The organism is Lysinibacillus louembei, from assembly GCF_033880585.1.
Lineage (GTDB): Bacteria > Bacillota > Bacilli > Bacillales_A > Planococcaceae > Metasolibacillus > Metasolibacillus louembei.
The window spans coordinates 1131708-1153193 of record NZ_CP137624.1 but is presented as its reverse complement, the minus strand read 5'-3'; the positions used below and the strand labels follow the sequence as shown (position 1 = coordinate 1153193).

General features: G+C 39.0%; 24 protein-coding genes. 6 read left to right on the top strand and 18 right to left on the bottom strand.

Features of this window, described 5'->3' with window-relative positions:
• Nucleotides 1-135 precede the first annotated feature (135 nt).
• The 6 genes from R6U77_RS05635 to R6U77_RS05610 form a co-directional block, all read right to left on the bottom strand.
• The gene (locus tag R6U77_RS05635) at nt 136-2580 is read right to left on the bottom strand and encodes an ATP-dependent Clp protease ATP-binding subunit (RefSeq protein ID WP_293924034.1); all 2445 of its coding nucleotides are present in this window, start codon (nt 2578-2580) and stop codon (nt 136-138) included.
• On the bottom strand, nt 2570-3664 hold the full coding sequence (locus R6U77_RS05630) for a protein-arginine kinase McsB (RefSeq protein WP_319837761.1): 1095 nt from the start codon (nt 3662-3664) through the stop codon (nt 2570-2572). The genes R6U77_RS05635 and R6U77_RS05630 overlap by 11 nt, the downstream gene beginning before the upstream one ends.
• On the bottom strand, nt 3661-4191 hold the full coding sequence (locus R6U77_RS05625) for a UvrB/UvrC motif-containing protein (protein ID WP_319837760.1): 531 nt from the start codon (nt 4189-4191) through the stop codon (nt 3661-3663). The genes R6U77_RS05630 and R6U77_RS05625 overlap by 4 nt, the downstream gene beginning before the upstream one ends.
• Before the next feature lie 14 nt (nt 4192-4205).
• Entirely contained in the window at nt 4206-4673 is a 468-nt protein-coding gene (locus R6U77_RS05620; RefSeq protein ID WP_293924029.1) for a CtsR family transcriptional regulator, read from the bottom strand.
• A gap of 200 nt (nt 4674-4873) precedes the next feature.
• Nucleotides 4874-5179, bottom strand: a complete 306-nt coding sequence (locus tag R6U77_RS05615; protein WP_293924026.1) for a DUF4870 domain-containing protein — start codon at nt 5177-5179, stop codon at nt 4874-4876.
• Between the two features lie 86 nt (nt 5180-5265).
• Nucleotides 5266-5478 carry an acyltransferase gene (locus R6U77_RS05610; protein WP_319837759.1) on the bottom strand — a complete coding sequence of 71 codons (213 nt, stop codon included), beginning with the start codon at nt 5476-5478 and terminating at the stop codon, nt 5266-5268.
• A 184-nt stretch (nt 5479-5662) separates the two neighbouring features.
• On the opposite strand from R6U77_RS05610, the gene R6U77_RS05605 reads away from it, so the two are divergent.
• Nucleotides 5663-6982: a globin-coupled sensor protein gene (locus R6U77_RS05605; protein ID WP_319837758.1), complete on the top strand. Its 1320-nt coding sequence runs from the start codon at nt 5663-5665 to the stop codon at nt 6980-6982.
• A gap of 54 nt (nt 6983-7036) precedes the next feature.
• Here R6U77_RS05605 and R6U77_RS05600 read toward each other — a convergent pair whose 3' ends face one another.
• The 3 genes from R6U77_RS05600 to adh all read right to left on the bottom strand — a co-directional run bounded on the left by R6U77_RS05600 (nt 7037) and on the right by adh (nt 9524).
• Nucleotides 7037-7513, bottom strand: coding sequence for an acyl-CoA thioesterase (locus R6U77_RS05600; protein WP_319837757.1), 477 nt, complete (start codon nt 7511-7513; stop codon nt 7037-7039).
• A gap of 112 nt (nt 7514-7625) precedes the next feature.
• A complete protein-coding gene (locus R6U77_RS05595; RefSeq protein ID WP_293924017.1) occupies nt 7626-7988 on the bottom strand; it encodes a DUF779 domain-containing protein in 363 nt (120 codons plus the stop codon).
• Nucleotides 7989-8003: 15 nt separating this feature from the next.
• On the bottom strand, nt 8004-9524 hold the full coding sequence (gene adh / locus R6U77_RS05590; protein WP_319837756.1) for an aldehyde dehydrogenase: 1521 nt from the start codon (nt 9522-9524) through the stop codon (nt 8004-8006).
• A gap of 251 nt (nt 9525-9775) precedes the next feature.
• Here adh and rluF point away from each other — a divergent pair, with 251 nt between their 5' ends.
• Together rluF and R6U77_RS05580 are read left to right on the top strand one after the other, a co-directional pair.
• Nucleotides 9776-10477: a 23S rRNA pseudouridine(2604) synthase RluF gene (rluF, locus tag R6U77_RS05585; protein ID WP_293924014.1), complete on the top strand. Its 702-nt coding sequence runs from the start codon at nt 9776-9778 to the stop codon at nt 10475-10477.
• A 23-nt stretch (nt 10478-10500) separates the two neighbouring features.
• Nucleotides 10501-11220 (top strand): DUF6904 family protein, encoded by a 720-nt coding sequence (locus tag R6U77_RS05580; protein ID WP_319837755.1) that lies wholly within the window; start codon nt 10501-10503, stop codon nt 11218-11220.
• Between the two features lie 133 nt (nt 11221-11353).
• On the opposite strand, the gene R6U77_RS05575 is transcribed toward R6U77_RS05580, so the two are convergent.
• The 7 genes from R6U77_RS05575 to R6U77_RS05545 form a co-directional block, all read right to left on the bottom strand.
• Complete coding sequence (locus R6U77_RS05575) at nt 11354-12061, bottom strand: ABC transporter ATP-binding protein (protein WP_293924011.1); 708 nt, start codon at nt 12059-12061, stop codon at nt 11354-11356.
• Entirely contained in the window at nt 12061-12834 is a 774-nt protein-coding gene (locus R6U77_RS05570) for an ABC transporter ATP-binding protein (protein ID WP_319837754.1), read from the bottom strand. The genes R6U77_RS05575 and R6U77_RS05570 overlap by 1 nt, the downstream gene beginning before the upstream one ends.
• On the bottom strand, nt 12831-13769 hold the full coding sequence (locus R6U77_RS05565; RefSeq protein ID WP_319837753.1) for a branched-chain amino acid ABC transporter permease: 939 nt from the start codon (nt 13767-13769) through the stop codon (nt 12831-12833). The genes R6U77_RS05570 and R6U77_RS05565 overlap by 4 nt, the downstream gene beginning before the upstream one ends.
• A gap of 10 nt (nt 13770-13779) precedes the next feature.
• Complete coding sequence (locus tag R6U77_RS05560; RefSeq protein ID WP_293924005.1) at nt 13780-14655, bottom strand: branched-chain amino acid ABC transporter permease; 876 nt, start codon at nt 14653-14655, stop codon at nt 13780-13782.
• A 138-nt stretch (nt 14656-14793) separates the two neighbouring features.
• Nucleotides 14794-16017 (bottom strand): ABC transporter substrate-binding protein, encoded by a 1224-nt coding sequence (locus R6U77_RS05555; RefSeq protein ID WP_406601078.1) that lies wholly within the window; start codon nt 16015-16017, stop codon nt 14794-14796.
• A gap of 231 nt (nt 16018-16248) precedes the next feature.
• Nucleotides 16249-16851 (bottom strand): class I SAM-dependent methyltransferase, encoded by a 603-nt coding sequence (locus R6U77_RS05550; RefSeq protein WP_319837752.1) that lies wholly within the window; start codon nt 16849-16851, stop codon nt 16249-16251.
• Nucleotides 16852-16912: 61 nt separating this feature from the next.
• Nucleotides 16913-17350: an SRPBCC family protein gene (locus R6U77_RS05545; protein WP_319837751.1), complete on the bottom strand. Its 438-nt coding sequence runs from the start codon at nt 17348-17350 to the stop codon at nt 16913-16915.
• 127 nt (nt 17351-17477) lie between these two features.
• Here R6U77_RS05545 and R6U77_RS05540 point away from each other — a divergent pair, with 127 nt between their 5' ends.
• The 3 genes from R6U77_RS05540 to R6U77_RS05530 all read left to right on the top strand — a co-directional run bounded on the left by R6U77_RS05540 (nt 17478) and on the right by R6U77_RS05530 (nt 19515).
• On the top strand, nt 17478-17792 hold the full coding sequence (locus R6U77_RS05540; protein ID WP_293923996.1) for a YbjQ family protein: 315 nt from the start codon (nt 17478-17480) through the stop codon (nt 17790-17792).
• A 171-nt stretch (nt 17793-17963) separates the two neighbouring features.
• Nucleotides 17964-18947: a GMP reductase gene (gene guaC, locus R6U77_RS05535; RefSeq protein WP_293925891.1), complete on the top strand. Its 984-nt coding sequence runs from the start codon at nt 17964-17966 to the stop codon at nt 18945-18947.
• Between the two features lie 88 nt (nt 18948-19035).
• Entirely contained in the window at nt 19036-19515 is a 480-nt protein-coding gene (locus R6U77_RS05530) for a hypothetical protein (RefSeq protein ID WP_319837750.1), read from the top strand.
• Nucleotides 19516-19620: 105 nt separating this feature from the next.
• Here R6U77_RS05530 and R6U77_RS05525 read toward each other — a convergent pair whose 3' ends face one another.
• A complete protein-coding gene (locus R6U77_RS05525) occupies nt 19621-19833 on the bottom strand; it encodes a DUF1540 domain-containing protein (RefSeq protein ID WP_319837749.1) in 213 nt (70 codons plus the stop codon).
• Between the two features lie 247 nt (nt 19834-20080).
• A complete protein-coding gene (locus R6U77_RS05520; RefSeq protein WP_319837748.1) occupies nt 20081-21400 on the bottom strand; it encodes a Spo0B domain-containing protein in 1320 nt (439 codons plus the stop codon).
• Nucleotides 21401-21486: the final 86 nt, after the last annotated feature.

Genomic DNA, 21486 nt, shown 5'->3' with positions numbered 1-21486 from the left:
TGAACATCGTCCTATCACCCCAAGTAAAATTTTCCTTCTTTTTTATTTTACTGACTTTTGGGATTTTTATAAACCAAAATAAGCGTATCTTGAAAAAATAGTTCAAGATACGCTTATAGCTTTATTTGTTTTGAATTAAGCCTCTACAGCATTTTCCTTTGCACGTACAACAAACTCATTATCAACATAGTCGAAAATAATTGTGCCACCTGTTAATACTGTGCCCTTTAATAGCTCCTCGGATAAACGATCCTCCACATGCTTTTGCAGTGCACGACGCAATGGACGGGCGCCATATTGTGGATCGTAGCCTTCCTCTGCAATTTTCGCAAGTGCTGCCTCCGTTAGCTCTAGCTCGATGTTTTGTTCTTGTAGACGCTTCGTTAAAGAAGCAGCCATTAAGGAAATGATTTCTTTTAAGTGTTCTTTTTCTAATGAATGGAACACAATCATTTCATCAATACGGTTTAAAAACTCTGGGCGGAATGCTTTTTTCAGCTCTTCTAACATTGTGTTCTTCATATCTTTATGCTTCGATTCTGAATTGCCCATGTTGAAGCCTAAGTTCTTTTGATATTTCAATGCATCCGCACCTACGTTGGATGTCATAATGACAACTGTGTTACGGAAATCAACTAAACGACCTTTCGAGTCTGTTAAACGACCATCCTCTAATACTTGTAATAAAATATTGAATACGTCTGGATGCGCCTTTTCAATTTCATCAAGTAATACTACTGAATATGGTTTGCGTCGTACCTTCTCCGTCAACTGACCACCTTCATCAAAGCCTACATAACCTGGAGGTGCGCCTACTAAACGAGAAGTTGAGTGTTTTTCCATATATTCGGACATATCAACGCGAATCATCGCATCCTCGTCACCAAACATCACCTCTGCTAATGCGCGCGCTAGCTCTGTTTTACCTACACCTGTAGGACCTAAGAAAATAAATGAGCCGATTGGACGTTTTGGGTCTTTTAAGCCAGCACGCGCTCGACGGATTGCACGAGAAATAGCTTCAACTGCCTCACCTTGCCCAACTACTCGCTTATGCAGCTCCTCCTCTAAATTTAACAGCTTCGCAGATTCTTCCTGTGCAATTTTATTAACTGGAATTCCAGTCCACATTGACACAACTGCCGCAATATCATCGACTGTTACTTGCGATTCTGCTTTGCCTTGTGATTCTTTCCACTCTTTCGTCGTTTGCTCCACTTCTTCTTTTAGCTTTTGCTCCGAATCACGTAAAGCTGCTGCCTTTTCAAACTCTTGACTTGATACAGCCGCATTTTTCTCAGAGCGGACACTTTCTAAGCGCTCCTCAAGCTCTTTTAAATTTGGTGGAACAATAAATGAGCGTAAGCGCACTTTCGATCCAGCTTCGTCAATTAAATCAATCGCTTTATCTGGTAAGAAACGATCTGAAATATAACGGTCTGATAATTTTGCTGCTGCCTCTACTGCCTCATCCGTAATTTTCACACGGTGATGCGCCTCATAACGGTCACGTAAGCCATAAATAATTTGCACTGTTTCTTCAACAGATGGCTCATCAACTTGAATGGGTTGGAAGCGTCGCTCTAAAGCGGCATCCTTTTCAATATATTTGCGGTACTCATCTAACGTTGTTGCACCGATACATTGTAATTCACCGCGTGCTAAGGACGGTTTCAAAATATTTGAAGCATCAATTGCTCCTTCTGCTCCACCAGCACCGATTAATGTATGCAATTCATCGATGAATAAAATGATATTGCCCGCTTGGCGAATTTCATCCATTACTTTTTTCAAACGGTCTTCGAATTCACCACGGTATTTCGTACCAGCCACAACCGTTCCCATATCAAGTGTCATAACGCGCTTATCACGTAAAATTTCCGGCACCTCATTGTTGACGATTTGCTGTGCTAAGCCTTCCGCAATCGCTGTTTTACCTACACCCGGCTCACCAATTAACACAGGATTGTTTTTTGTACGACGTGATAATACTTCCACCACACGTGTAATTTCTTTCGAGCGACCAATTACTGGGTCTAGCGAGCCTTCACGCGCGATAGCAGTTAAATCGCGTGCTAAGCCGTCTAATGTTGGTGTGCTTGCTGTTGGGCTTGCCGCACCACCACCTGGTTGTGCTGTGTCGTTATTACCTAACAATAACAGGACTTGCTGACGCGCCTTATTTAAGCTTACATCTGCATTGGCTAAAACGCGCGCTGCTACTCCTTCACCCTCACGAATTAATGCTAATAAAATATGCTCTGTTCCAATGTAGGAATGACCTAATTTACGTGATTCATCAACGGATAATTCAATTACTTTTTTGGCACGTGGTGTATAGCTTACTGTTAGGCCCACTTTTTCAGTGCCTTTGCCAACTAGCTCCTCAATACCTGCCTCAATCGTTTGTGGGCTGACACCGATTGCCTCTAATGCTTTTGCAGCGATGCCGCCACCTTCACGAACAAGACCTAGTAAAATATGCTCCGTCCCAATGGCATCATGATTTAAACGGATGGCTTCTTCCTGTGCTAGTTGTAAAACCTTTTGTGCGCGTTGTGTAAAACGATTAAACATCATATGTTTCCTCTCCTTTTTCACCTGTAGTTAAACGATCTTCACCCAATTTTTCTTGGACATATTTTGCCCGATATATATCGCGGTCTACCGCATCGAGCACAGTACCTGCATATTGCTGAACAAAGCCTGGCTGAATAAACATGACGCATTCATTTAAACTGCTCGGCGAGATTCCTTGAATAAGCTTCAAATCGACACCTAATCGAACATTTGATAAACATGTCGCAGCTTCCTCACTCGTTAATACACGCGCATAGCGCAATGTTCCAAGTGCTCGATTGACACGGTCATCCAATGTGACATGTGCACGCTCTAGCAATTTTTTGCGTGCATTGCGTTCCTTCTCAATAATTTGTTCAACAACCTTTTGCAGTTCATCTAAAATTTCACGCTCAGATTTCCCTAACGTTACTTGATTTGAGATTTGATAAATATTGCCTAAATTTTCACTGCCCTCTCCATATATACCACGCACGACCATACCTAAACGTGTCATCATTTGGATAAGGACATTCATTTGCTTCGACATTGTCAGCGCTGGTAAATGCATCATAATGGATGCTCGCAACCCTGTACCGACATTTGTCGGGCAGCTCGTTAAATAGCCGAATTGCTCATCATATGCATAGCTTACTTGCTTCCCTAAGCGATCATCTAGCTCACTTGCTCGCTCATATGTTTCCATTAGCTGTAAGCCTGCGCTTAATACTTGGATACGTACATGATCCTCTTCGTTGACCATGACACTTGTCGATTCGTCCCCCGATAAAAAGACGGCGGCTACCTCTTTATGCTTTGCTAAATAGGGGCTAATCAAATGTTTCTCTACTAACAATTGGCGCTCCAATGGTGATAAATCAGCCATTCGGAAATAAGAAAAATTTAATTGCTCCTGCGGCATCAAGAGCGCTTTCATAAGCTTCTCTTGTACTTCGTTTGCTTCTTGCTGTGAGAAGCTGAGCGGAAAGCGTGTATTCGCCATGTTTCTAGCAAGCCGAATGCGTGTTGTCATGACGATATCGGAATCTTCGCCATTTCCCATCATGCATTTAGGCGCTTGCTTTAAAAAATGCTCGATATTCATACATCTACACCTCCAGCATCAAGCTTATGCTGAATTGATTTTATTTCATCTCTCATTTTTGCGGCGTCCTCAAAGCGTTCTTCTTCAATGGCATACTGCATTTGCTGACGTATTTCCTCTATTTTTTGTTTTAGCTGCTCCACGCTAACCGCTACAGATTTACCTGTATGCTTAGTCCCTGCCTGTAAGCGACTAAGCACTGGTGGCAATTGCTCTCGGAATGTACTGTAGCACTCTGCACAGCCGAATTTCCCTTGCTTTAAAAATTGGCGGTATGTGAAGCCGCATGATGGGCATGCGTTTTGTGTCGTCTTTTTTTCTTCCGTCTGTGCATTTTTCCACATCGGTACACCAAACCAGTTTGAAATAAGCTGGTGTAACGCTACAGGCTCTTCCTGTATTTCTGTTTGAAATGGATGGAATTTCGAGGCACAATGGTCGCAATAATGCTTTTCGACTGTTTGCCCATTTTGTACTGTTGTCACTGTGACAGAGGCGTGTCTCTGTTTACAATGCTCACAAATCATGCTAATCACCTACCTTATTTATTGTCGTATTTCAACGTAATAAACATCGCCTTTACTATATATGCACGAACTTGGTCACGTAGTGGTAACGGTAATGCTAATGTTGAACGATCAATCGCAGCTAATATAAGCTTTGCCTCTCGCTTTGTAATGATTTCCTCATCTATTAAACGATATACCATATGCTCAACAGCCTGCTGTGTCACGGCATCACCAACCTGTGCCATCATATCGTCGATCAGCGCTGCCTTCGAATGAATTTCAACACGCAAAATGCGAATATAGCCACCGCCACCACGCTTACTTTCTACTAAATAACCTCTTTCTGCTGTAAACCTTGTATTAATAACGTAATTGATTTGAGACGGAACGCATTGAAATTTATCTGCAAGCTCGCTACGTTTAATTTCAATATGCTCCTGCTCACTTAATTCGAGAACTTGTTTCAAATAACCTTCTATAATATCAGATATATTCCGCACGATTGTCTCTCACCTCAATTCCACAACTGACTTTGACTATCTTTGACTTAATTATAAAAACAGCGAAATCGAAATGCAATTAAAAGCTCTCACGTAAATCGAAATTGTGTGAGAATTGTGTGTGTGCCTGGCACTCATACAATTACAAAAAAAAGCAAAACCTCATAATTGAAGTTTTGCCTTTTTTCTTCTTTTTCAAACTATACCCAGTTACCAACAATCGGATAGCTCCAGGGTGTTTCATTAATTGCTTTCACAATACCGATTATCGGCACAACAATTAGCATAATGGAGAAAATAATTACAAATGGAATACCGATTAAAATGAACGATAAAAATCCGGAAATTGTAACTAGCACCCACATCACGCCTTGGAACAATAGTGCTTGTATCGATAAACGTTTTACGACCTCATCTGAACTAATTAAGAAAAACAAAATTGGCACTAATACTGGCGCAAAAAATGCGCTTGCATGAATAATTACTTTTGACCATTTATCTTCCATTATAAATCAACCTCTCTTTTATATGTGTACTTTATATACGGTAGTAGGTTCTTGAAAGATTCACTTTTCACATAAAAAATTAATAATTAGTATGGACCTCTATCGTCTGGATTATCACCAGCTTGCGGGAATAGAAAATAAGAAATAATTGCCGAAAAAACAACAGCCCCTACAATAATTAAAAACTTATGTAATGAGGGTACATCTTCATATCTATTAAACACCATCATTGTTGATGAAACACCTACAACTGCCGAGAGTGGAATAACATATTTTAAACGCCCTTTATAAAATTTCATTAGTCGCTACTCCTTCATCATTTAATCACTTTCATTCTACCTTTTCATCTCCAAAAAGACAAACTTAGGCTTTAAACAAAATATTGCAAAACTATTATCTTAAATAGTAGAATAGGAATGTTATACTTTCTATTCTTTAAGGATAGATAGACTATACCTACTATATAATGAGATGGAGAAAATAATGGCGAATTGGTTTACAAAAAAGACTACTGAACAAACAACTTTTTTTGAAACATCAAAATATGTACAACAAGTTCAACTAGATGTTCATAATTACCCTGATTTAGTGAAACAACTACAATTGCTTAATTTGACAACAGAGGACTTGGCTATTTTGAAGCAATTGCAGCCACTTGCTAAAGATTTAGTTCCTACAATGGTTGAGCAATTTTATAGTGCAATTAGCTTACAATCGAATTTAGTATCGATTATACAAGCAAATTCACAAATCGACCGTTTAAAGAAAACTTTAACAAAGCATTTAAATGATATTTTTGACAGTCAAATTAACACTGCCTATATAGAGGAGCGCAAAGTTATCGCACATGTTCATGTACGAATTGGCTTGAAGTCAAAATGGTATATCGCTTCATTCCAGTCATTAATGTCGACATTTATCGCATTTATTAATGACTTAAACATGTCTAAAAATGACTGCATTCGAGCTATCAATGCATTCTCAAAAATAATTAATTTTGAACAGCAGCTTGTTATCGAAGCTTATGAAAATGAGGAAGAGCGCATCCGCCTAGAGCTGGAAGCATCAAAGCACGCTTTAATCAACACGCTACAAGGGACTTCCGAAGAGCTTAGTGCGACAAGTGATGAAACATCAGCATCATTACAAACTATTTCTCATCAAGCAGAAGGAATTAGCTCCGCTACTGAGCAAGGCTTAGCCTTCGTAGCAGAAACTGAGGAGAAATCAAATTTAGGAAAAAGTCATCTTGAAACGCAAACTCGTTTAATGAATACCATCTTAACAGGTGTGGAAACATTAGAGGCATCAATGGCAGCTTTACGTACATCTTCTCAAAAAATTTCAGAAATCGTTGGACTTGTAACAGGCATTGCAGATCAAACGAATTTACTAGCATTGAACGCATCCATCGAGGCAGCACGTGCAGGTGAGCATGGTAAAGGCTTTGCTGTTGTAGCAGATGAAGTAAGAAAATTGGCAGAAGAAACAAAAACAGCCGTTCAAAATGTAGCACACCTAATAAAAGAAACAGAAAACAATATTTTAACAATGGCTAGCTCAGTACAAGGCGTCGACTCGCAAGTACAGCAAACGGTTGAAACACAGCAAAATCTTGCCGCATCATTTACTTCTATTACTGAGGCGGTATCAGGCATTAAACAGCAATATATGAACACAAACAATGATATCCGCACAATTTCAAATTTAATCGCAGAGTTAACAGAGGCATCAGCAACTGTTGCTGCTTCCTCCGATGAATTATTGCAAATTGTAACGAAAATTAACGTGTTAGAAGACTAAAAAAGAGCTATGTAGGAAGCAGGTTCACTGCTCCTATATAGCTCTTTAAGCTTTTTAATATTGCAATGCACGCTTTGCTTTACGATATTCTCTACGCTTCGGTGCAGTTTCGAATAGGCGTTTCTCCGCCTCCGTTTCTGGGTACACACCTACAACCTCTCTCGGCTTCCCTTCTGCATCTACCGCTACCATCGTAACGAAGGATTCCGTTGTTAAACGCTCCTCACGTGTTTTTAAATTGTGTGTCACAACGCGCACATAAATTTCCATTGATGTACGTCCTGTTGATGTGACAATGCCTTCTAGCTCTAAAACATCTCCTACATAAGCTGGGGAAACAAAATCAACTGAATCAATCGAAGCTGTAACAACATCTCCCTTTGCATGCTTCATTGATGCAATAGCAGCAATTTCATCAATATAAGCTAACACACGACCACCAAAAATGGAGCCATGATGGTTTGTATCGGGTGGTAGCACAAGTCGTGTTTGAATTGTACGTGAATAACTCATCGGTACGGCATTTCCCATATTTATCTCTCCTTCAAGAGCAATCTTCCTTTTATGTTACATGCCTGTACGTGGAAATTCAAATGTTTTGCGATGAATAAGACCGATTCACGTTCGTGAATCGGTCCCTCCATTATTGCTCCATATTCAATTGCTGCTGTTCCTCCTGTGTAAATACACGCGACCTTGTCAAAAAGCGTTTACCTTCCACACCTTCTAACGAAAACATCCCCCCACGTCCTTCTACCACATCAATAATGAGCTGTGTATGCTTCCAATACTCAAATTGATTTTTGTGTATATAAAACGGTGCGCCGCCAATCTCACCAAGCAATATATCTTGGTCACCTAAAAATAAATCGCCTTGCGGATAACACATCGGGGAAGAGCCATCACAGCATCCTCCTGATTGATGGAACATAATAGGGCCATGACGCTCCGTTAATAAGTGGATTAGCTCAAGTGCTAACTCTGTCGCTGTTACACGTTCAACCATTTCATCAGCACCTCCTTAGAAGAAGCCTGCTCGATTCGGGTCATAGCTCACTAATAAGTTTTTCGTTTGCTGGTAGTGACTTAACATCATTTTATGGTTTTCTCGTCCAATACCTGACATTTTATAACCACCAAATGCCGCATGTGCTGGATATTGGTGATAGCAGTTCGTCCAAACACGTCCCGCTTGGATGCCACGACCGAAACGATATGCCGTATTCATATCACGTGTCCAAATACCTGAGCCTAAACCATATAATGTGTCATTCGCTATTTCTAGCGCCTCTTCCTTCGTTTTAAATGTCGTAACAGCTACAACAGGTCCGAAAATCTCCTCTTGGAAAATGCGCATTTTGTTATCGCCTTTAAACACAGTTGGCTGAATATAATAGCCATCTGTAAAGTCAGTGTCTAACTCATTACGTGCGCCACCAATTAGACATTCCGCACCTTCTTGCTTCCCAATATCTAAGTAAGAAAGGATTTTTTCCATCTGCTCTGTAGAGGCTTGTGCGCCCATCATCGTATTCGGGTCGAGCGGATTACCTGTTTTAATCGCCTCTACACGCTTCAATACACGCTCCATAAATGGCTCATAAATCGACTCCTGAATTAAGGCACGTGATGGACATGTACATACTTCGCCTTGGTTTAATGCGAACATAACAAAGCCTTCAACTGCCTTATCTAAAAATTCATCATCCTGCGCCATAATATCCTCGAAGAAAATATTCGGTGATTTTCCACCCAATTCAAGCGTTACAGGAATAATATTTTGCGATGCATATTGCATAATTAAACGTCCCGTTGTCGTTTCACCTGTAAAGGCAATTTTGCCAATGCGTGTGCTTGATGCAAGTGGCTTCCCTGCTTCTAAGCCGAAACCGTTTACAATATTCACTACGCCTGGTGGTAATAAGTCTTCAATCAATTCCATCACTACTAAAATGGATACTGGCGTTTGCTCCGCTGGCTTTAATACAACACAGTTCCCAGCTGCAAGTGCAGGCGCAAGCTTCCATGTCGCCATTAAAATTGGGAAGTTCCAAGGGATAATTTGTCCTACTACACCAATTGGCTCATGGAAATGATAAGCGACTGTATTGTTATCAATTTGGCTTAATGAGCCTTCCTGTGCCCGAATAACGCCTGCAAAATAACGGAAATGGTCAATTGCTAACGGAATATCTGCATTTAACGTTTCACGTACGGCTTTCCCATTCTCCCAAGTCTCAGCTACTGCCAGCATTTCAAGATTTGCTTCCATACGGTCAGCTATTTTCAATAAAATATTGCTGCGCTCTGTTGGCGATGTGCTTCCCCATGCATCTTTTGCCGCATGTGCTGCATCAAGCGCTAGCTCAATATCCTCTTCTGTAGAGCGTGCCACCTGTGTGAATACCTTGCCTGTTACAGGTGTTGGATTATCGAAATATTGCCCTTTCGTAGGTGGTGTCCATTTGCCTCCAATATAGTTGTCATAACGTTCTTTAAAATGAATTAATGCCCCTTCTGTGTTCGGAAATGCATATACCATTACATTATCTCTCCTTCGTTATGAATATTAGAACATACCCTAAATGTTATGCTGTAGCGAGCGCTAGTAGAAAGGTAGTCTTATATTTTATTTTGTCAGAAAAACTAGAATATTTCAATTTTTATCCCTTAAATAAATTTGATTTCATTCCCTATATTTCCAATAGAAAATGTTTATATTAAGCTACTCTATTCCTTATTTTCATTCGGATATTGTATACTTACATTATTCAAATTAAAGGATGAGAAACGATGCGTATTAATAAATTTTTAGCAGAAACAGGTACAGTATCGCGACGCGGTGCAGATAAATGGATTGAAGAAGGACGAATTACAATTAATGGAGAGCTTGCTACGATTGGTAGCCAAGTACAGGATGGTGATATTGTTTGCGTAGATGGCAAGCCCGTTGCCAAGGAAGAGCAGCTTGTTTACATTGCGCTCAACAAGCCCGTTGGCATTACAAGCACAACCGAAAAGCATATTAAAGGCAATGTTGTCGATTTTGTTAATCACCCATTGCGCATTTTCCATATCGGCCGTTTAGATAAAGATTCAGAAGGTTTGTTATTATTAACAAATGATGGCGATATCGTCAACGAGATTTTGCGTGCTGAACACCACCACGAAAAGGAATACGTTGTGCAAGTAGATAAACCAATTACAGATAAATTTTTGCAGCAGATGGCAGCAGGTGTCGATATTTTAGATACGACAACTTTACCTTGTCGTGTTGAAAAAATATCAAGCAATGTATTCAAAATTATTTTAGAGCAAGGCTTAAATCGCCAAATTCGCCGCATGTGCTCAGCGCTTGGCTATTCTGTTAAGCGACTACAGCGTATTCGCATTATGAATATTCACTTAGGCAACTTAAAGGTTGGACAGTGGCGTGATTTAACAGAGCAGGAGCGAAAGGAATTATTCAAGCATCTAAATTACAAAAAGTCGTAGCACAAGTCTAGGAGGGTGAGAATATGCTCACAATTCAACCAACACCATTACTAACAGGCGCTCGTATTAGCGGCGATTACTGGGATATTGACCAGCTCATAAATGCTATTTACCACATTACAGGCGATGCCAAGCGCTATTACGACTATCAAGGCGCTCGAGGTCGCATTTTAAACGTCTGCTATAAACTTCGGCAAGCGACAAAAGGTGAGCACCATATTGAATATATTGCAAACGGTATTAATCGCGGCATACAAATAAAGCAAAAAAAGATGATTCCTGAAAAAAATATTTATTTCAGTGTCGATATTTTATGGCCAGAGCTACTTTTCACAGCAATCGCCTTAAATGACTTTATCCGTTTACACCAGGAGCTAATTGATGATGCTCAGTGGAATCAGCATATTGCAGCAGTACGCCATTTCCAAGCGCTCGTTGCAGATAATTTGCCTGAATTGATTGGTGAGGAGCATTACGCAATTTTTCTACATGTGTTAAATGAAAAGACAGCATGCTATTTCCGCTATGCTACACAGTATGTAGATGTGCTCAACCTTGAATATTTAGCTTTGTCACAGGAGGAACGGGCAGCCCATCTTTCTGCCTTTGCGATTCGTTTAGTCGTAGAGGGTGAGGACTATCAAATATTGTTAGCTCAGCTTATGCAAGCCGCAAAGGAAACAAAGCTTGCGCTACATGAGCTACAAATCTCGTTGAAATATCCAGAATTTATTGATTGGTAGCTAAATAAAAATGGATGGCAGAAAATGATTTGTTTTCTCCATCCATTTATAAATATTTAATCAATATAAGGAAAATGAAAAGGGCTGAACCGAAAGTCGATTGACATCAACTTTTCGGATAGCCCTCCACTCATTACAATCCACCGAGATAAGCTGCTTTTACCTCTTCGCTCTCCTGCAACTCTTTTGCCGAGCCAGATAATACGATTTTTCCTGTTTCTAATACATATGCTCGATGTGCTACAGACAATGCCATATGTGCGTTTTGCTCAACTAATAACACCGTCACACCTTCTTTATTTACCATCTCAATAATATTGAAAATATTTTTTACCATTAAAGGTGCGAGCCCCATCGATGGCTCATCCATTAAAATAAGCTTTGGCTTTGCCATTAAGGCGCGTCCCATCGCGAGCATTTGCTGTTCACCGCCTGACAGCGTGCCCGATAGCTGCTTATGACGCTCGAAAAGGCGTGGGAACAGCTCATATACGTGCTCCATGTCTTTTTTAATACCATCTCGATCTTTACGTAAATAAGCGCCTAGCTCTAAGTTTTCCTCTACTGTCATATTTGCGAATACGCGTCGTCCCTCTGGAACATGCGAAATACCCGCCTTTACAATTGATTGTGCTGCTTTTCCATCAATTGCTGACCCTAAGTATTCAATGGAGCCTTTTTTCGGCTTAAGCAAGCCGGATATTGTTTTTAATAGCGTGCTTTTGCCTGCACCGTTTGCTCCAATTAACGTTACAATCTCACCTTCATTTACTTCTAAGGAGATGCCCTTTAATGCTTGAATATTACCATAGTATACGTCGATATCATTGATTTTCAGCATTATTCCGTTACCTCCTCTCCTAAATACGCCTCTATTACCTTTGGATTTGAACGAATTTCTGCTGGTGACCCTTCCGCAATAAGCTGACCATGGTCTAGCACATAAATGCGTTCGCAAATGCCCATAACTAAGCTCATATCGTGTTCAATTAATAAAATCGTTAAATTAAATTCTTTTCGGATAAAGGCAATGAGATCCATTAATTCCTTCGTTTCTTGCGGGTTCATCCCTGCTGCTGGCTCATCTAGTAGCAAAAGCTTCGGACCCGCCGCTAATGCACGTGCAATTTCTAAGCGACGCTGCATCCCATATGGCAAGTTTTTCGATAGCTCATCCTTATATACGTCTAAGCCGAAAATCTTTAAAAAGGCTAGCGACTCCTGCTCCATTTTTGCCTCACCTGAAAAATGCTTTGGTAGACGGAAAATAGAGGATAAAATATTGTGATTTGCTAAAGAATGGTTCGCTACTTTTACATTGTCTAATACTGAGAGCTCTTTAAATAAACGAATATTTTGGAATGTACGACTAATCCCACCGCGCGTTACTTTATATGGGTCTAGCCCTTGAATTTGCTTACCGCCAAACGTAATTGTACCTTCTGTCGGCGCATACACACCTGTTAACATATTAAATGTCGTTGTTTTCCCCGCTCCATTCGGTCCAATTAAACCAATAAGCTCACCCTGATCCATATACATATTAACGTTCTGTACAGCCTTTAAACCACCAAATTGAATACCTAAACCGTCTACTTTAAGAAGTGTACTCATATTTTCGTACCTCCTCTTTTACCGAACTTAAATAAATCTGTAATTTCCTTCGTTCCTAATAACCCTGTTGGTCGGTAAAGCATCACTAAAATTAAAACAAGTGAATAAATAATCATCCGTGTTTCAGGGAAAGCCTGTAAATATGTTGAAATGAATGTTAAGAAAATGGCTGCTATCACCGCACCTGATAGACTACCTAACCCACCAAGTACAACTAAAATTAAAATATCAAATGACTTTAAAAAGCCAAACGCTGTCGGTTGAATAATATAAAAGTTATGTGCATAAATTGCACCTGCGATTCCTGCAAAAAATGAGCCGATGGCAAACGCTGCCACTTTGTAGTAAGTTGTATTAATACCCATCGCATCTGCCGCAATTTCGTCTTCGCGAATCGAAATACACGCTCGACCATGACGAGAATTTGTAAAGTTTGAAATGATGATAATTGTAATAGCAACACCTATAAAGGCGTAAGTCCATGTAGATAAGTGTGTTACTTGCATACCTGCTGCTCCACCGACATAATCCACATTGACAAAAATAATACGAATAATTTCCGCAAACCCTAGTGTCGCAATTGCTAAATAATCACCTCTTAAACGTAAAGACGGAATCCCAACGACTAATCCTGCTAGCATAGCAGCAAGTGCCCCTGCTAAAATTGCAACCGGAAACGGCATGCCTAGCTTCATCGTAAAAATAGCAGATATATAGGCACCGATTGCTAAAAACCCTGCGTGTCCAATCGAGAACTGTCCTGTTACACCAATGACAAGATGTAAGCTAACTGCTAACATAACGTTAATACACATCGTAATAAGCATATTTTGATAATGCATATTGACCATACCGAAAGAAATGAGTGCTTGCACGACTATATAAATCACTAGTGCGATAATCGCATAGCCCCAAAAGACTTTAGACTTTTTCATCCTCGCTCACCTACACTTTCTCACGAGCATTTTTCCCGAAAATACCCGCTGGTCTTAAAATTAAAATTAAGATTAAAATAATGAATGCTGCTGCATCGCGCCACATTGAGAAGCCTAATGCACTAACAATTGTTTCAACGACGCCAAGCACAAGACCACCAGCCATTGCACCTGGAATAATACCAATACCGCCTAACACGGCTGCCACAAAGGCCTTTAAGCCTGGTAATACACCCATTAATGGCTCAATTCGCGTATAGTAAATACCGAAAATAACACCCGCTGCCCCCGCTAATGCTGAACCGATAGCAAATGTCGCCGAAATCGTATTATCTACATTAATTCCCATTAAACGTGCTGCATCAGCATCATGAGATACCGCACGCATTGCCTTCCCGATTTTTGTTCGATGCACGATAAATTGTAATAATAGCATTAAAACGATAGATACACCTAAAATAAAAATAGATTTTGTGTCAATTTGTACACCGAAAATATTTAATGTTGACCTTTCAAAAATTGTTGGATATGCCTCTGGTGATGCACCACGGAAGAAAATAACCGTATACTCAATTAATAGCGAAACCCCTATCGCTGTAATTAATGCTGCAATTCGCGTTGCGTTACGAAGGCGCTTATAGGCTACCCTTTCGATAATAACTCCTATTACTGCACATAAAATCATTGCCATTAACAATGCTGGAATAAAATGCATATCCCATCTAGCAATCGCAAAGAAGCCAATAAATGCACCAAGCATGAAAACATCACCATGCGCAAAGTTAATCAGCTTAATAATGCCATAAACCATCGTATAGCCAAGCGCAATGAGCGCATAAATACTACCAAGTGAAATCCCATTGACGATTTGCTGTATCCATTCCATTTTTCTCACTCCTTCTGTCTGAATTCAGTAGAATGTTTCCCACCTTATGTAGATGGCGAAATAATTGCCCCATTAGCCAATTGACACTTAACCGGAAAAAAAGGGAGGCATCAGTCGCCCCCCTCATGTCACTTAGATTTAAGGATTCACTTTAGAGTTGAACACTTGGTTGCCGTCTTTGAATTCAAGAACTGTTGCTGATTTAACTGGGTTGTGTTTTTCATCTACTGTAAATTTACCTGTCACTAAGCTTAAATCCTTTGTTTCAGCTAATGCATTTTTAATTGCTTCGCCTGTAACATTATCACCTGCACGTTCAATGGCGTCTTTTAAGTAATACACTGTATCATAGCCTAAAGCGTGGAAAGCATTTGGTGATTGGTTATACTTCCCTTTGAACGCCTCTACAAATTTTTGAATCGTTGGATCTGGATCTTCAGATGAATAGTGATTTGTAATATACGTATCATTTAATGCTTCATTTCCTGCTAGCTCCACTAATGTTGGCGAATCCCAACCATCTGCCCCCATCAATGGTACTGTAATACCTAACTCACGAGCTTGCTTAACAATTAGCCCTACCTCTTCATAGTAGCCTGGAATGAAAATGAAATCTGGGTTTTTCCCTTTAATGTTTGTTAATGTCGATTTGAAATCTACATCCTTCGCTACATAGGCTTGTTCAATTACAACGTTACCTCCGTTGGCTTCAATCGTTTCTTTAAACGAAGCTGCTAAGCCCTTTGCATAGTCAGATGCATTATCAGCATAAATCGCTACATTTTTTGCACCAAGCTCATTTGTTGCGAAGTTTGCCGCTACAGTTCCTTGGAATGGGTCAATAAAGCATGTACGGAATGCATATTCATTAATTGAGCCATCATCGTTCTCAGTAATATTTGGCGCTGTACCAGAAGCAGTTACAACAGGAACCTTATGCTGATTTGCTATTTGCACTGTCGCTACTGTATTTCCTGAAGTTGCTGGTCCAATCATCGCCACAACTTTTTCCTGCTCAGCTAAACGAATTGCCGCAGAAGCTGCCTCAGCATTTTCAGATTTATTATCTACTTTGATTAACTCAATTTTTTTACCATTGATGCCGCCTGCCGCATTAATTTCATCAATCGCTAATGTTGCACCATCAGCAATCGATAGACCATACGACGCTACACCACCTGATAATTCAAGGTTTGCACCAATTTTAATTGTATCGCCATCAGCGGAGTTACCACTACCACCTGATGAGCCCCCATTTGATGAGCCTCCACCTGAATCAGCCCCACACCCTGCAAGTGCTCCAGCTAACACCGATGTAGCTAAAAATATAGAAGCGAATTTCTTTAGTTTGTAATGTTTCATAATGATAAAACACCCTCTCAATAAATTTTCTAATGTTTTAGTATTTTCAGATAATTATACATAAAACTTTTCTCCTGTACAATATCTTTTTAAATATTTCGAAATATCTAGTTAAATTGATTATTCAGACACTTTAAAGCTCACTATTCTACTTGATTTTTATTATTCTGTCTATACCTTTTCGGTTAGAAAAATAGCTTCTATGATAGCAATTACCATCATAGAAGTAAATTAAAATAACAGAGTATATACACATATGCGTTCATTCGCATTTGACTCACCTTTTAAGCGCACTTCTTTCAGTAAAGTAAATGGTGTTTCCTGCTCAAGGTAAAATAAATAATCAATTGCTGGATAGTATAAAATAATATGTATATTTCTTGGGTTATATTCAAAAGAGTATAATATTTTCGCTATAACTTTACGGAAAACATCAATTGAAAAAGGGTTGAAAAAGAAAAAAACATTATCCTCTTTTTTTACATCGTATTGCTCTGCTAGCATATGTAAAAACGTAATAGATACTTGTTTTTTCTTTGCTTTCTCTAAATATGTTGCTTTATTATGCTGTGCCTCGATAAAAAACTTGTCATCCATCTCAATGCCAACAACAGGAATGTGGAAACGATAATGCATATAAATTGGCACGCGTCCCTTCCCACAGCCAATATCTACAAATACTGCACACTCAGGCAGTGTATATTCTTCAAAAAGCTGTTCCAGCCCTTTGTACGGAGTAGGCTCATAGCGATGGTATTGTGCAAGTTTAGGAAAGCCGTATTGAAAGCCCGCCGTATCAATGCGCAATAATTTTTCAAAATCCTGTTCTTTCATAACTACCTCCAAATCAATAGCTGCCTAGAATGAAATATCTCCAGACAGCTTGCTTCATTGCTTATTGACTTACTTCTCGTGCCATTGATTGCACAAGCGCTTCTACCGTTTTCGGTACAAAATTTTCAAGCACAGGGTTAATCATCGCAGCTAAAAAGCCTCCTGCCGTCATCGTTAAGCTGCCTATCAATGTATATTGTCCATCACTTGCTGGTTTCATCTCAAAATAGCCGCTACCATTAATGTTATCAGATAGCCCAACTAAATTAAACGCTAATCTCTCTTCAGCTACGCTTGCAGTTTCATCTAATTGTAATTTAACAGCCTTTTGAATAATGCCAAAATCCCCTTGAAACACCCAAATCATTTGCTGTGCAGAGGGAAGCTCATGATGTAAATAGCCAGGAATTAATGTCGCCCAGCGCTCTTTATCTTGAATAAAATTCCATAAGATTTCCTTCGTCACTTGAACCGTTTCTTGATGAACACTCGTTGTCATATTCCAATCCCCCAAATCCCAAAATATACTTTATATAGTAACAAATAACGTAGGCTTCAACAATGCAAGGCGAAACCTTTTCGATATTAAACCGTATGTAATAATAAATGAAATGGAGGCGTTTTAAGTGTTAGTCACAACAACAAATAGCTTAGAAGGTAAAACAATTGAAACATATCATGGTATCGTAACAGGTGAAGCGATTATGGGGGCAAACGTTGTACGTGATATTTTTGCTTCTGTTACAGATATTATTGGTGGACGTAGCGGTGCGTATGAGGAGAAATTATCAGAAGGTAGACAAATCGCTATTGATGAGATGATTTCACGTGCACAGCAATTAGGGGCAAATGCCATTGTCGGTGTCGATTTAGATTTTGAAACAATTCGCGATGGTATGATGATGGTCGTTGCTACAGGCACAGCCATCACATACCGCTAAAATGCAGATGGCTGAGAGGAATTAGGGGCATATCTCTACTTTCTTTTCAGCCATTATTTTATTTTTAAAATGTTTCCTTTGACATTTGTTGAGAAATCATGTAAATTACCAAATGGCGAACATTTTCGCTCTCAATAAAAAAAATATTCGTTTTTAGAGGTGCTTACTATGATGGATAACGTATTCGATTATGAAGATATTCAATTAATCCCAAATAAATGTATCGTAGACAGCCGTTCACAATGTGATACGTCTGTTATGCTTGGTGGACATAAATTTAAATTACCTGTTGTCCCAGCAAATATGCAAACAATCATTGATGAAAAAATTGCTTTAATGTTAGCAGAAGAGGGCTATTTCTATATTATGCACCGCTTCAACCCTGAAACGCGTATCAACTTTATTAAAGATATGCAATCTCGTGGCTTAATCGCTTCAATTAGCGTTGGCGTAAAGGAAGAGGAATACGCTTTTGTAGAGCAATTAGCAGCTGAAAACCTAGTGCCTGAATTCGTAACAATCGATATCGCACACGGTCATTCCAATGCCGTTATTCGCATGATTCAGCATTTGAAAAAGCATTTACCAGCTAGCTTCGTTATCGCTGGTAATGTCGGGACACCAGAGGCGGTACGTGAGCTTGAAAACGCTGGTGCGGATGCAACAAAGGTTGGTATCGGACCAGGTAAAGTATGTATTACAAAAATTAAAACAGGCTTCGGTACAGGTGGCTGGCAATTAGCAGCTCTACGCTGGTGTGCAAAGGCTGCATCAAAGCCAATTATCGCAGATGGCGGTATTCGCACACATGGTGATATCGCAAAATCCGTACGCTTCGGCGCAACAATGGTGATGATTGGCTCATTATTCGCAGGCCATGAGGAATCTCCAGGTGAAACAATCGAAGTCGATGGCAAAGTAGTAAAGGAATACTTCGGTTCAGCCTCTGAATTCCAAAAAGGCGAAAAGAAAAACGTTGAAGGTAAAAAAATGTACGTTGACCATAAAGGTCCTTTAAAAGATACATTAATCGAAATGGAGCAGGATTTACAATCCTCTATTTCTTATGCAGGTGGCTCAAAGCTTGATGCAATCCGCACAGTTGATTATGTTGTCGTGAAAAACTCTATTTTCAATGGGGATAAAGTATATTAATAAAAATAGAACAGGGGAAGAGAAATTTAATTTCTCCTCCCCTGTTACGCTGTGTATAATAACATGCAAAGGAGGTATTACACAAATCATGACAGTTAATGTAATATCACCAATTGATTTAAATTTTCTTTTGTTTATACGAAAGGTTTATCATCAATCATGGTATTTTGACCATATTTCATCTGAAGATTTTTGTGAAAATTTTGAAGAGGGGTTACATCTATTATGGAATCACAGCGTCAATTCCTTAATGATGAATGGTAAATATATATTAAATGATCATGCCGTAAAAGAATGCACACAAAAACTAATTCGTAATAAAGAAATTGCACACAAATTTATTAAGCATTTCGAGAATTTTTGGTATCATTTACCTCAGTTCGGTTTTGGTAGTTTAATGGAAAGAACATGTGCAAGTTTATTACCTGAACAAATCGAAGCAATTGTAGGCACTAACTGCACACATATTGTTGTTGTTTTCGATGCTTTCCCTGCTAAATATTGCAAGGAAATTCCTCAACACCATTTAAAGGTCGTTCCATACACAGATTTCCTCAAATATATTTAGACAGAATGAAAATTCCAAATTCTATATATTTCAATAAAGGAGCTGCCTGAAAAGGTATGACCTTTTCGAACAGCTCCAGCTCCTATTAAGATTGGCAAGCAAACACTACTTTATCTCTTTAGGCTTAAAGGTTTTGCAGCATGTTTCAAAGGAATTGCGCGCTTTTTCTCGGCTAGCGAAAGCATCAAAATCTCCCGCAAACTCCTCCGTATTTTCTCGATAATTCATATCAACCAAAATTCGCTCTGCACCGCATAAATCATCCTTCGCATGGAAAACACAATTGGCAACTGTACAATTTACTTCTACCTGTGGCATCGTTCTCCTCCTTGTCCTTTTATTAAGAAATAGTGTAAGCAAGCTCTATTTCTTATGAGGTATTATGCCCATTTGAAGCAATTTTCATAATAGTAATTGCGTCGGAGGCTTTATTAGGATTCAGCGAGTGTTTGGACACTCAGGGTAATCTCAGTATTCATCATATCACCTTATAAATGGCACGTTTTCTACTGAATTATAATAAAAATGGCTGCTCGAAAAAGTATTTCAAGCAGCCTTCCACCTTCTATAGCTTTAATGGAATTTCTACATATGCAACTGTTTCTAATTCATTTATAGAATATAGCGAAATTTGCCCGCCATATTTTTCAACAATGTTTTTGACAATAAATAACCCTTGTCCATGTACTTCTCCCTTTTCTTCACACTTCGTGGAATAGCCTTGCTCAAAAACTGGAGCATCTGGCGAAAGAGCTGGTCCTGTATTGGTGATTTGGAAAATATACTTTTTAAATTCTGCTGTACAAGTAACAACTATTTTTCGTTGCTCTTCTGGTAAATGGATCGTTGCATCAATTGCATTGTCAATAAGATTTGATAATATTTTAATTAAATCCGTCGTTTTTATATATTCGAAAGTATTTTGTGAAACTGTAAAATCCATATCAATTTGATTATTTTGGGCAGCTAGCTTCTTCGTTTGTAGTAAAATTGCCAACCCTGGATGGTCAATATTTAAATTTAGCGATTCTAGCGTCTGCACCTCTTTACTTAACGCTTCAACATATTGCTTAGCTTGCTCAGGTTCTCCTAGCTGTAAAAGACCATGTAGCACTTGAATATGATTTGTAAAATCATGTCTTAAAGAAGAAACAGATGTAATCAATGCTTTAATCTCGGTTTGATAGGTATCCTCAGTATCATCAACTTCCTTTGCTAGCTCCTTTTGATACCAACGCTGAATCAGGAAAAAGGACGTGATTGTAATAATAATCAGAGCACCATTAAAAATAAACAGCAAAATATTATTTTCTATAACATCCTTCTTAATTTTATCTAAAAAGCTTGCACTTAAATCAATACCTAAATAGCCAATAACGTGCCCACCTTCATCTTTAATCGGAACACCTACAGTTAGATATGTACCATACTTGGAATCCTCTACAAAATCCGTCACAAAGGATTGGCTATGATAGTAGGCCTCTCTCACGAATTTTTGTGGTATTAAACAAATCTCTCCTATTGGAAAGTCATCTTTTCGTTCTGCTACAACTGGATGACCTACTACCATCGCCCTTGCGACAGTTGGATTATCAATTTTAATTGTATAAATATATAAGGCACCTGTTTTATCCTTCGCATCACTTAAGTAATTTCTTATTTCCCAGTAGTCTTTATTTTTTTCTGGATTTTTTAAAAACCTTTTATATACCTTCATATCAATAGATGCTGCGATGGATGTACCAATTGAAAGGCTTTGATTAATAATGGATTCTTCTACTGTTTTCTTGACCTTCATATAGGAAGTTGCAACATTTGCTGTTGTAGAAAAGAGCAAGAGAATAATGGAGATGGCCATTATAATTTTTATTTTTTTATTCTTCATATAAAATAATAAACCCTCTAAAATTATTTTTATTCGATAGAAAACCCAGCCGAAACAACTATATCAAAAATAATTATTGCGCTATG

Coding starts and splice junctions, on each gene's coding strand:
- R6U77_RS05635 (WP_293924034.1), bottom strand. CDS start 2,580: ATGATGTTTAATCGTTTTACACAACGCGCACAAAAGGTTTTACAACTA.
- R6U77_RS05630 (WP_319837761.1), bottom strand. CDS start 3,664: ATGAATATCGAGCATTTTTTAAAGCAAGCGCCTAAATGCATGATGGGA.
- R6U77_RS05625 (WP_319837760.1), bottom strand. CDS start 4,191: ATGATTTGTGAGCATTGTAAACAGAGACACGCCTCTGTCACAGTGACA.
- R6U77_RS05615 (WP_293924026.1), bottom strand. CDS start 5,179: ATGGAAGATAAATGGTCAAAAGTAATTATTCATGCAAGCGCATTTTTT.
- R6U77_RS05610 (WP_319837759.1), bottom strand. CDS start 5,478: ATGAAATTTTATAAAGGGCGTTTAAAATATGTTATTCCACTCTCGGCA.
- R6U77_RS05605 (WP_319837758.1), top strand. CDS start 5,663: ATGGCGAATTGGTTTACAAAAAAGACTACTGAACAAACAACTTTTTTT.
- R6U77_RS05600 (WP_319837757.1), bottom strand. CDS start 7,513: ATGGGAAATGCCGTACCGATGAGTTATTCACGTACAATTCAAACACGA.
- R6U77_RS05595 (WP_293924017.1), bottom strand. CDS start 7,988: ATGGTTGAACGTGTAACAGCGACAGAGTTAGCACTTGAGCTAATCCAC.
- adh (WP_319837756.1), bottom strand. CDS start 9,524: ATGGTATATGCATTTCCGAACACAGAAGGGGCATTAATTCATTTTAAA.
- rluF (WP_293924014.1), top strand. CDS start 9,776: ATGCGTATTAATAAATTTTTAGCAGAAACAGGTACAGTATCGCGACGC.
- R6U77_RS05580 (WP_319837755.1), top strand. CDS start 10,501: ATGCTCACAATTCAACCAACACCATTACTAACAGGCGCTCGTATTAGC.
- R6U77_RS05575 (WP_293924011.1), bottom strand. CDS start 12,061: ATGCTGAAAATCAATGATATCGACGTATACTATGGTAATATTCAAGCA.
- R6U77_RS05570 (WP_319837754.1), bottom strand. CDS start 12,834: ATGAGTACACTTCTTAAAGTAGACGGTTTAGGTATTCAATTTGGTGGT.
- R6U77_RS05565 (WP_319837753.1), bottom strand. CDS start 13,769: ATGAAAAAGTCTAAAGTCTTTTGGGGCTATGCGATTATCGCACTAGTG.
- R6U77_RS05560 (WP_293924005.1), bottom strand. CDS start 14,655: ATGGAATGGATACAGCAAATCGTCAATGGGATTTCACTTGGTAGTATT.
- R6U77_RS05555 (WP_406601078.1), bottom strand. CDS start 16,017: ATGAAACATTACAAACTAAAGAAATTCGCTTCTATATTTTTAGCTACA.
- R6U77_RS05550 (WP_319837752.1), bottom strand. CDS start 16,851: ATGAAAGAACAGGATTTTGAAAAATTATTGCGCATTGATACGGCGGGC.
- R6U77_RS05545 (WP_319837751.1), bottom strand. CDS start 17,350: ATGACAACGAGTGTTCATCAAGAAACGGTTCAAGTGACGAAGGAAATC.
- guaC (WP_293925891.1), top strand. CDS start 17,964: ATGGATAACGTATTCGATTATGAAGATATTCAATTAATCCCAAATAAA.
- R6U77_RS05530 (WP_319837750.1), top strand. CDS start 19,036: ATGACAGTTAATGTAATATCACCAATTGATTTAAATTTTCTTTTGTTT.
- R6U77_RS05525 (WP_319837749.1), bottom strand. CDS start 19,833: ATGCCACAGGTAGAAGTAAATTGTACAGTTGCCAATTGTGTTTTCCAT.
- R6U77_RS05520 (WP_319837748.1), bottom strand. CDS start 21,400: ATGAAGAATAAAAAAATAAAAATTATAATGGCCATCTCCATTATTCTC.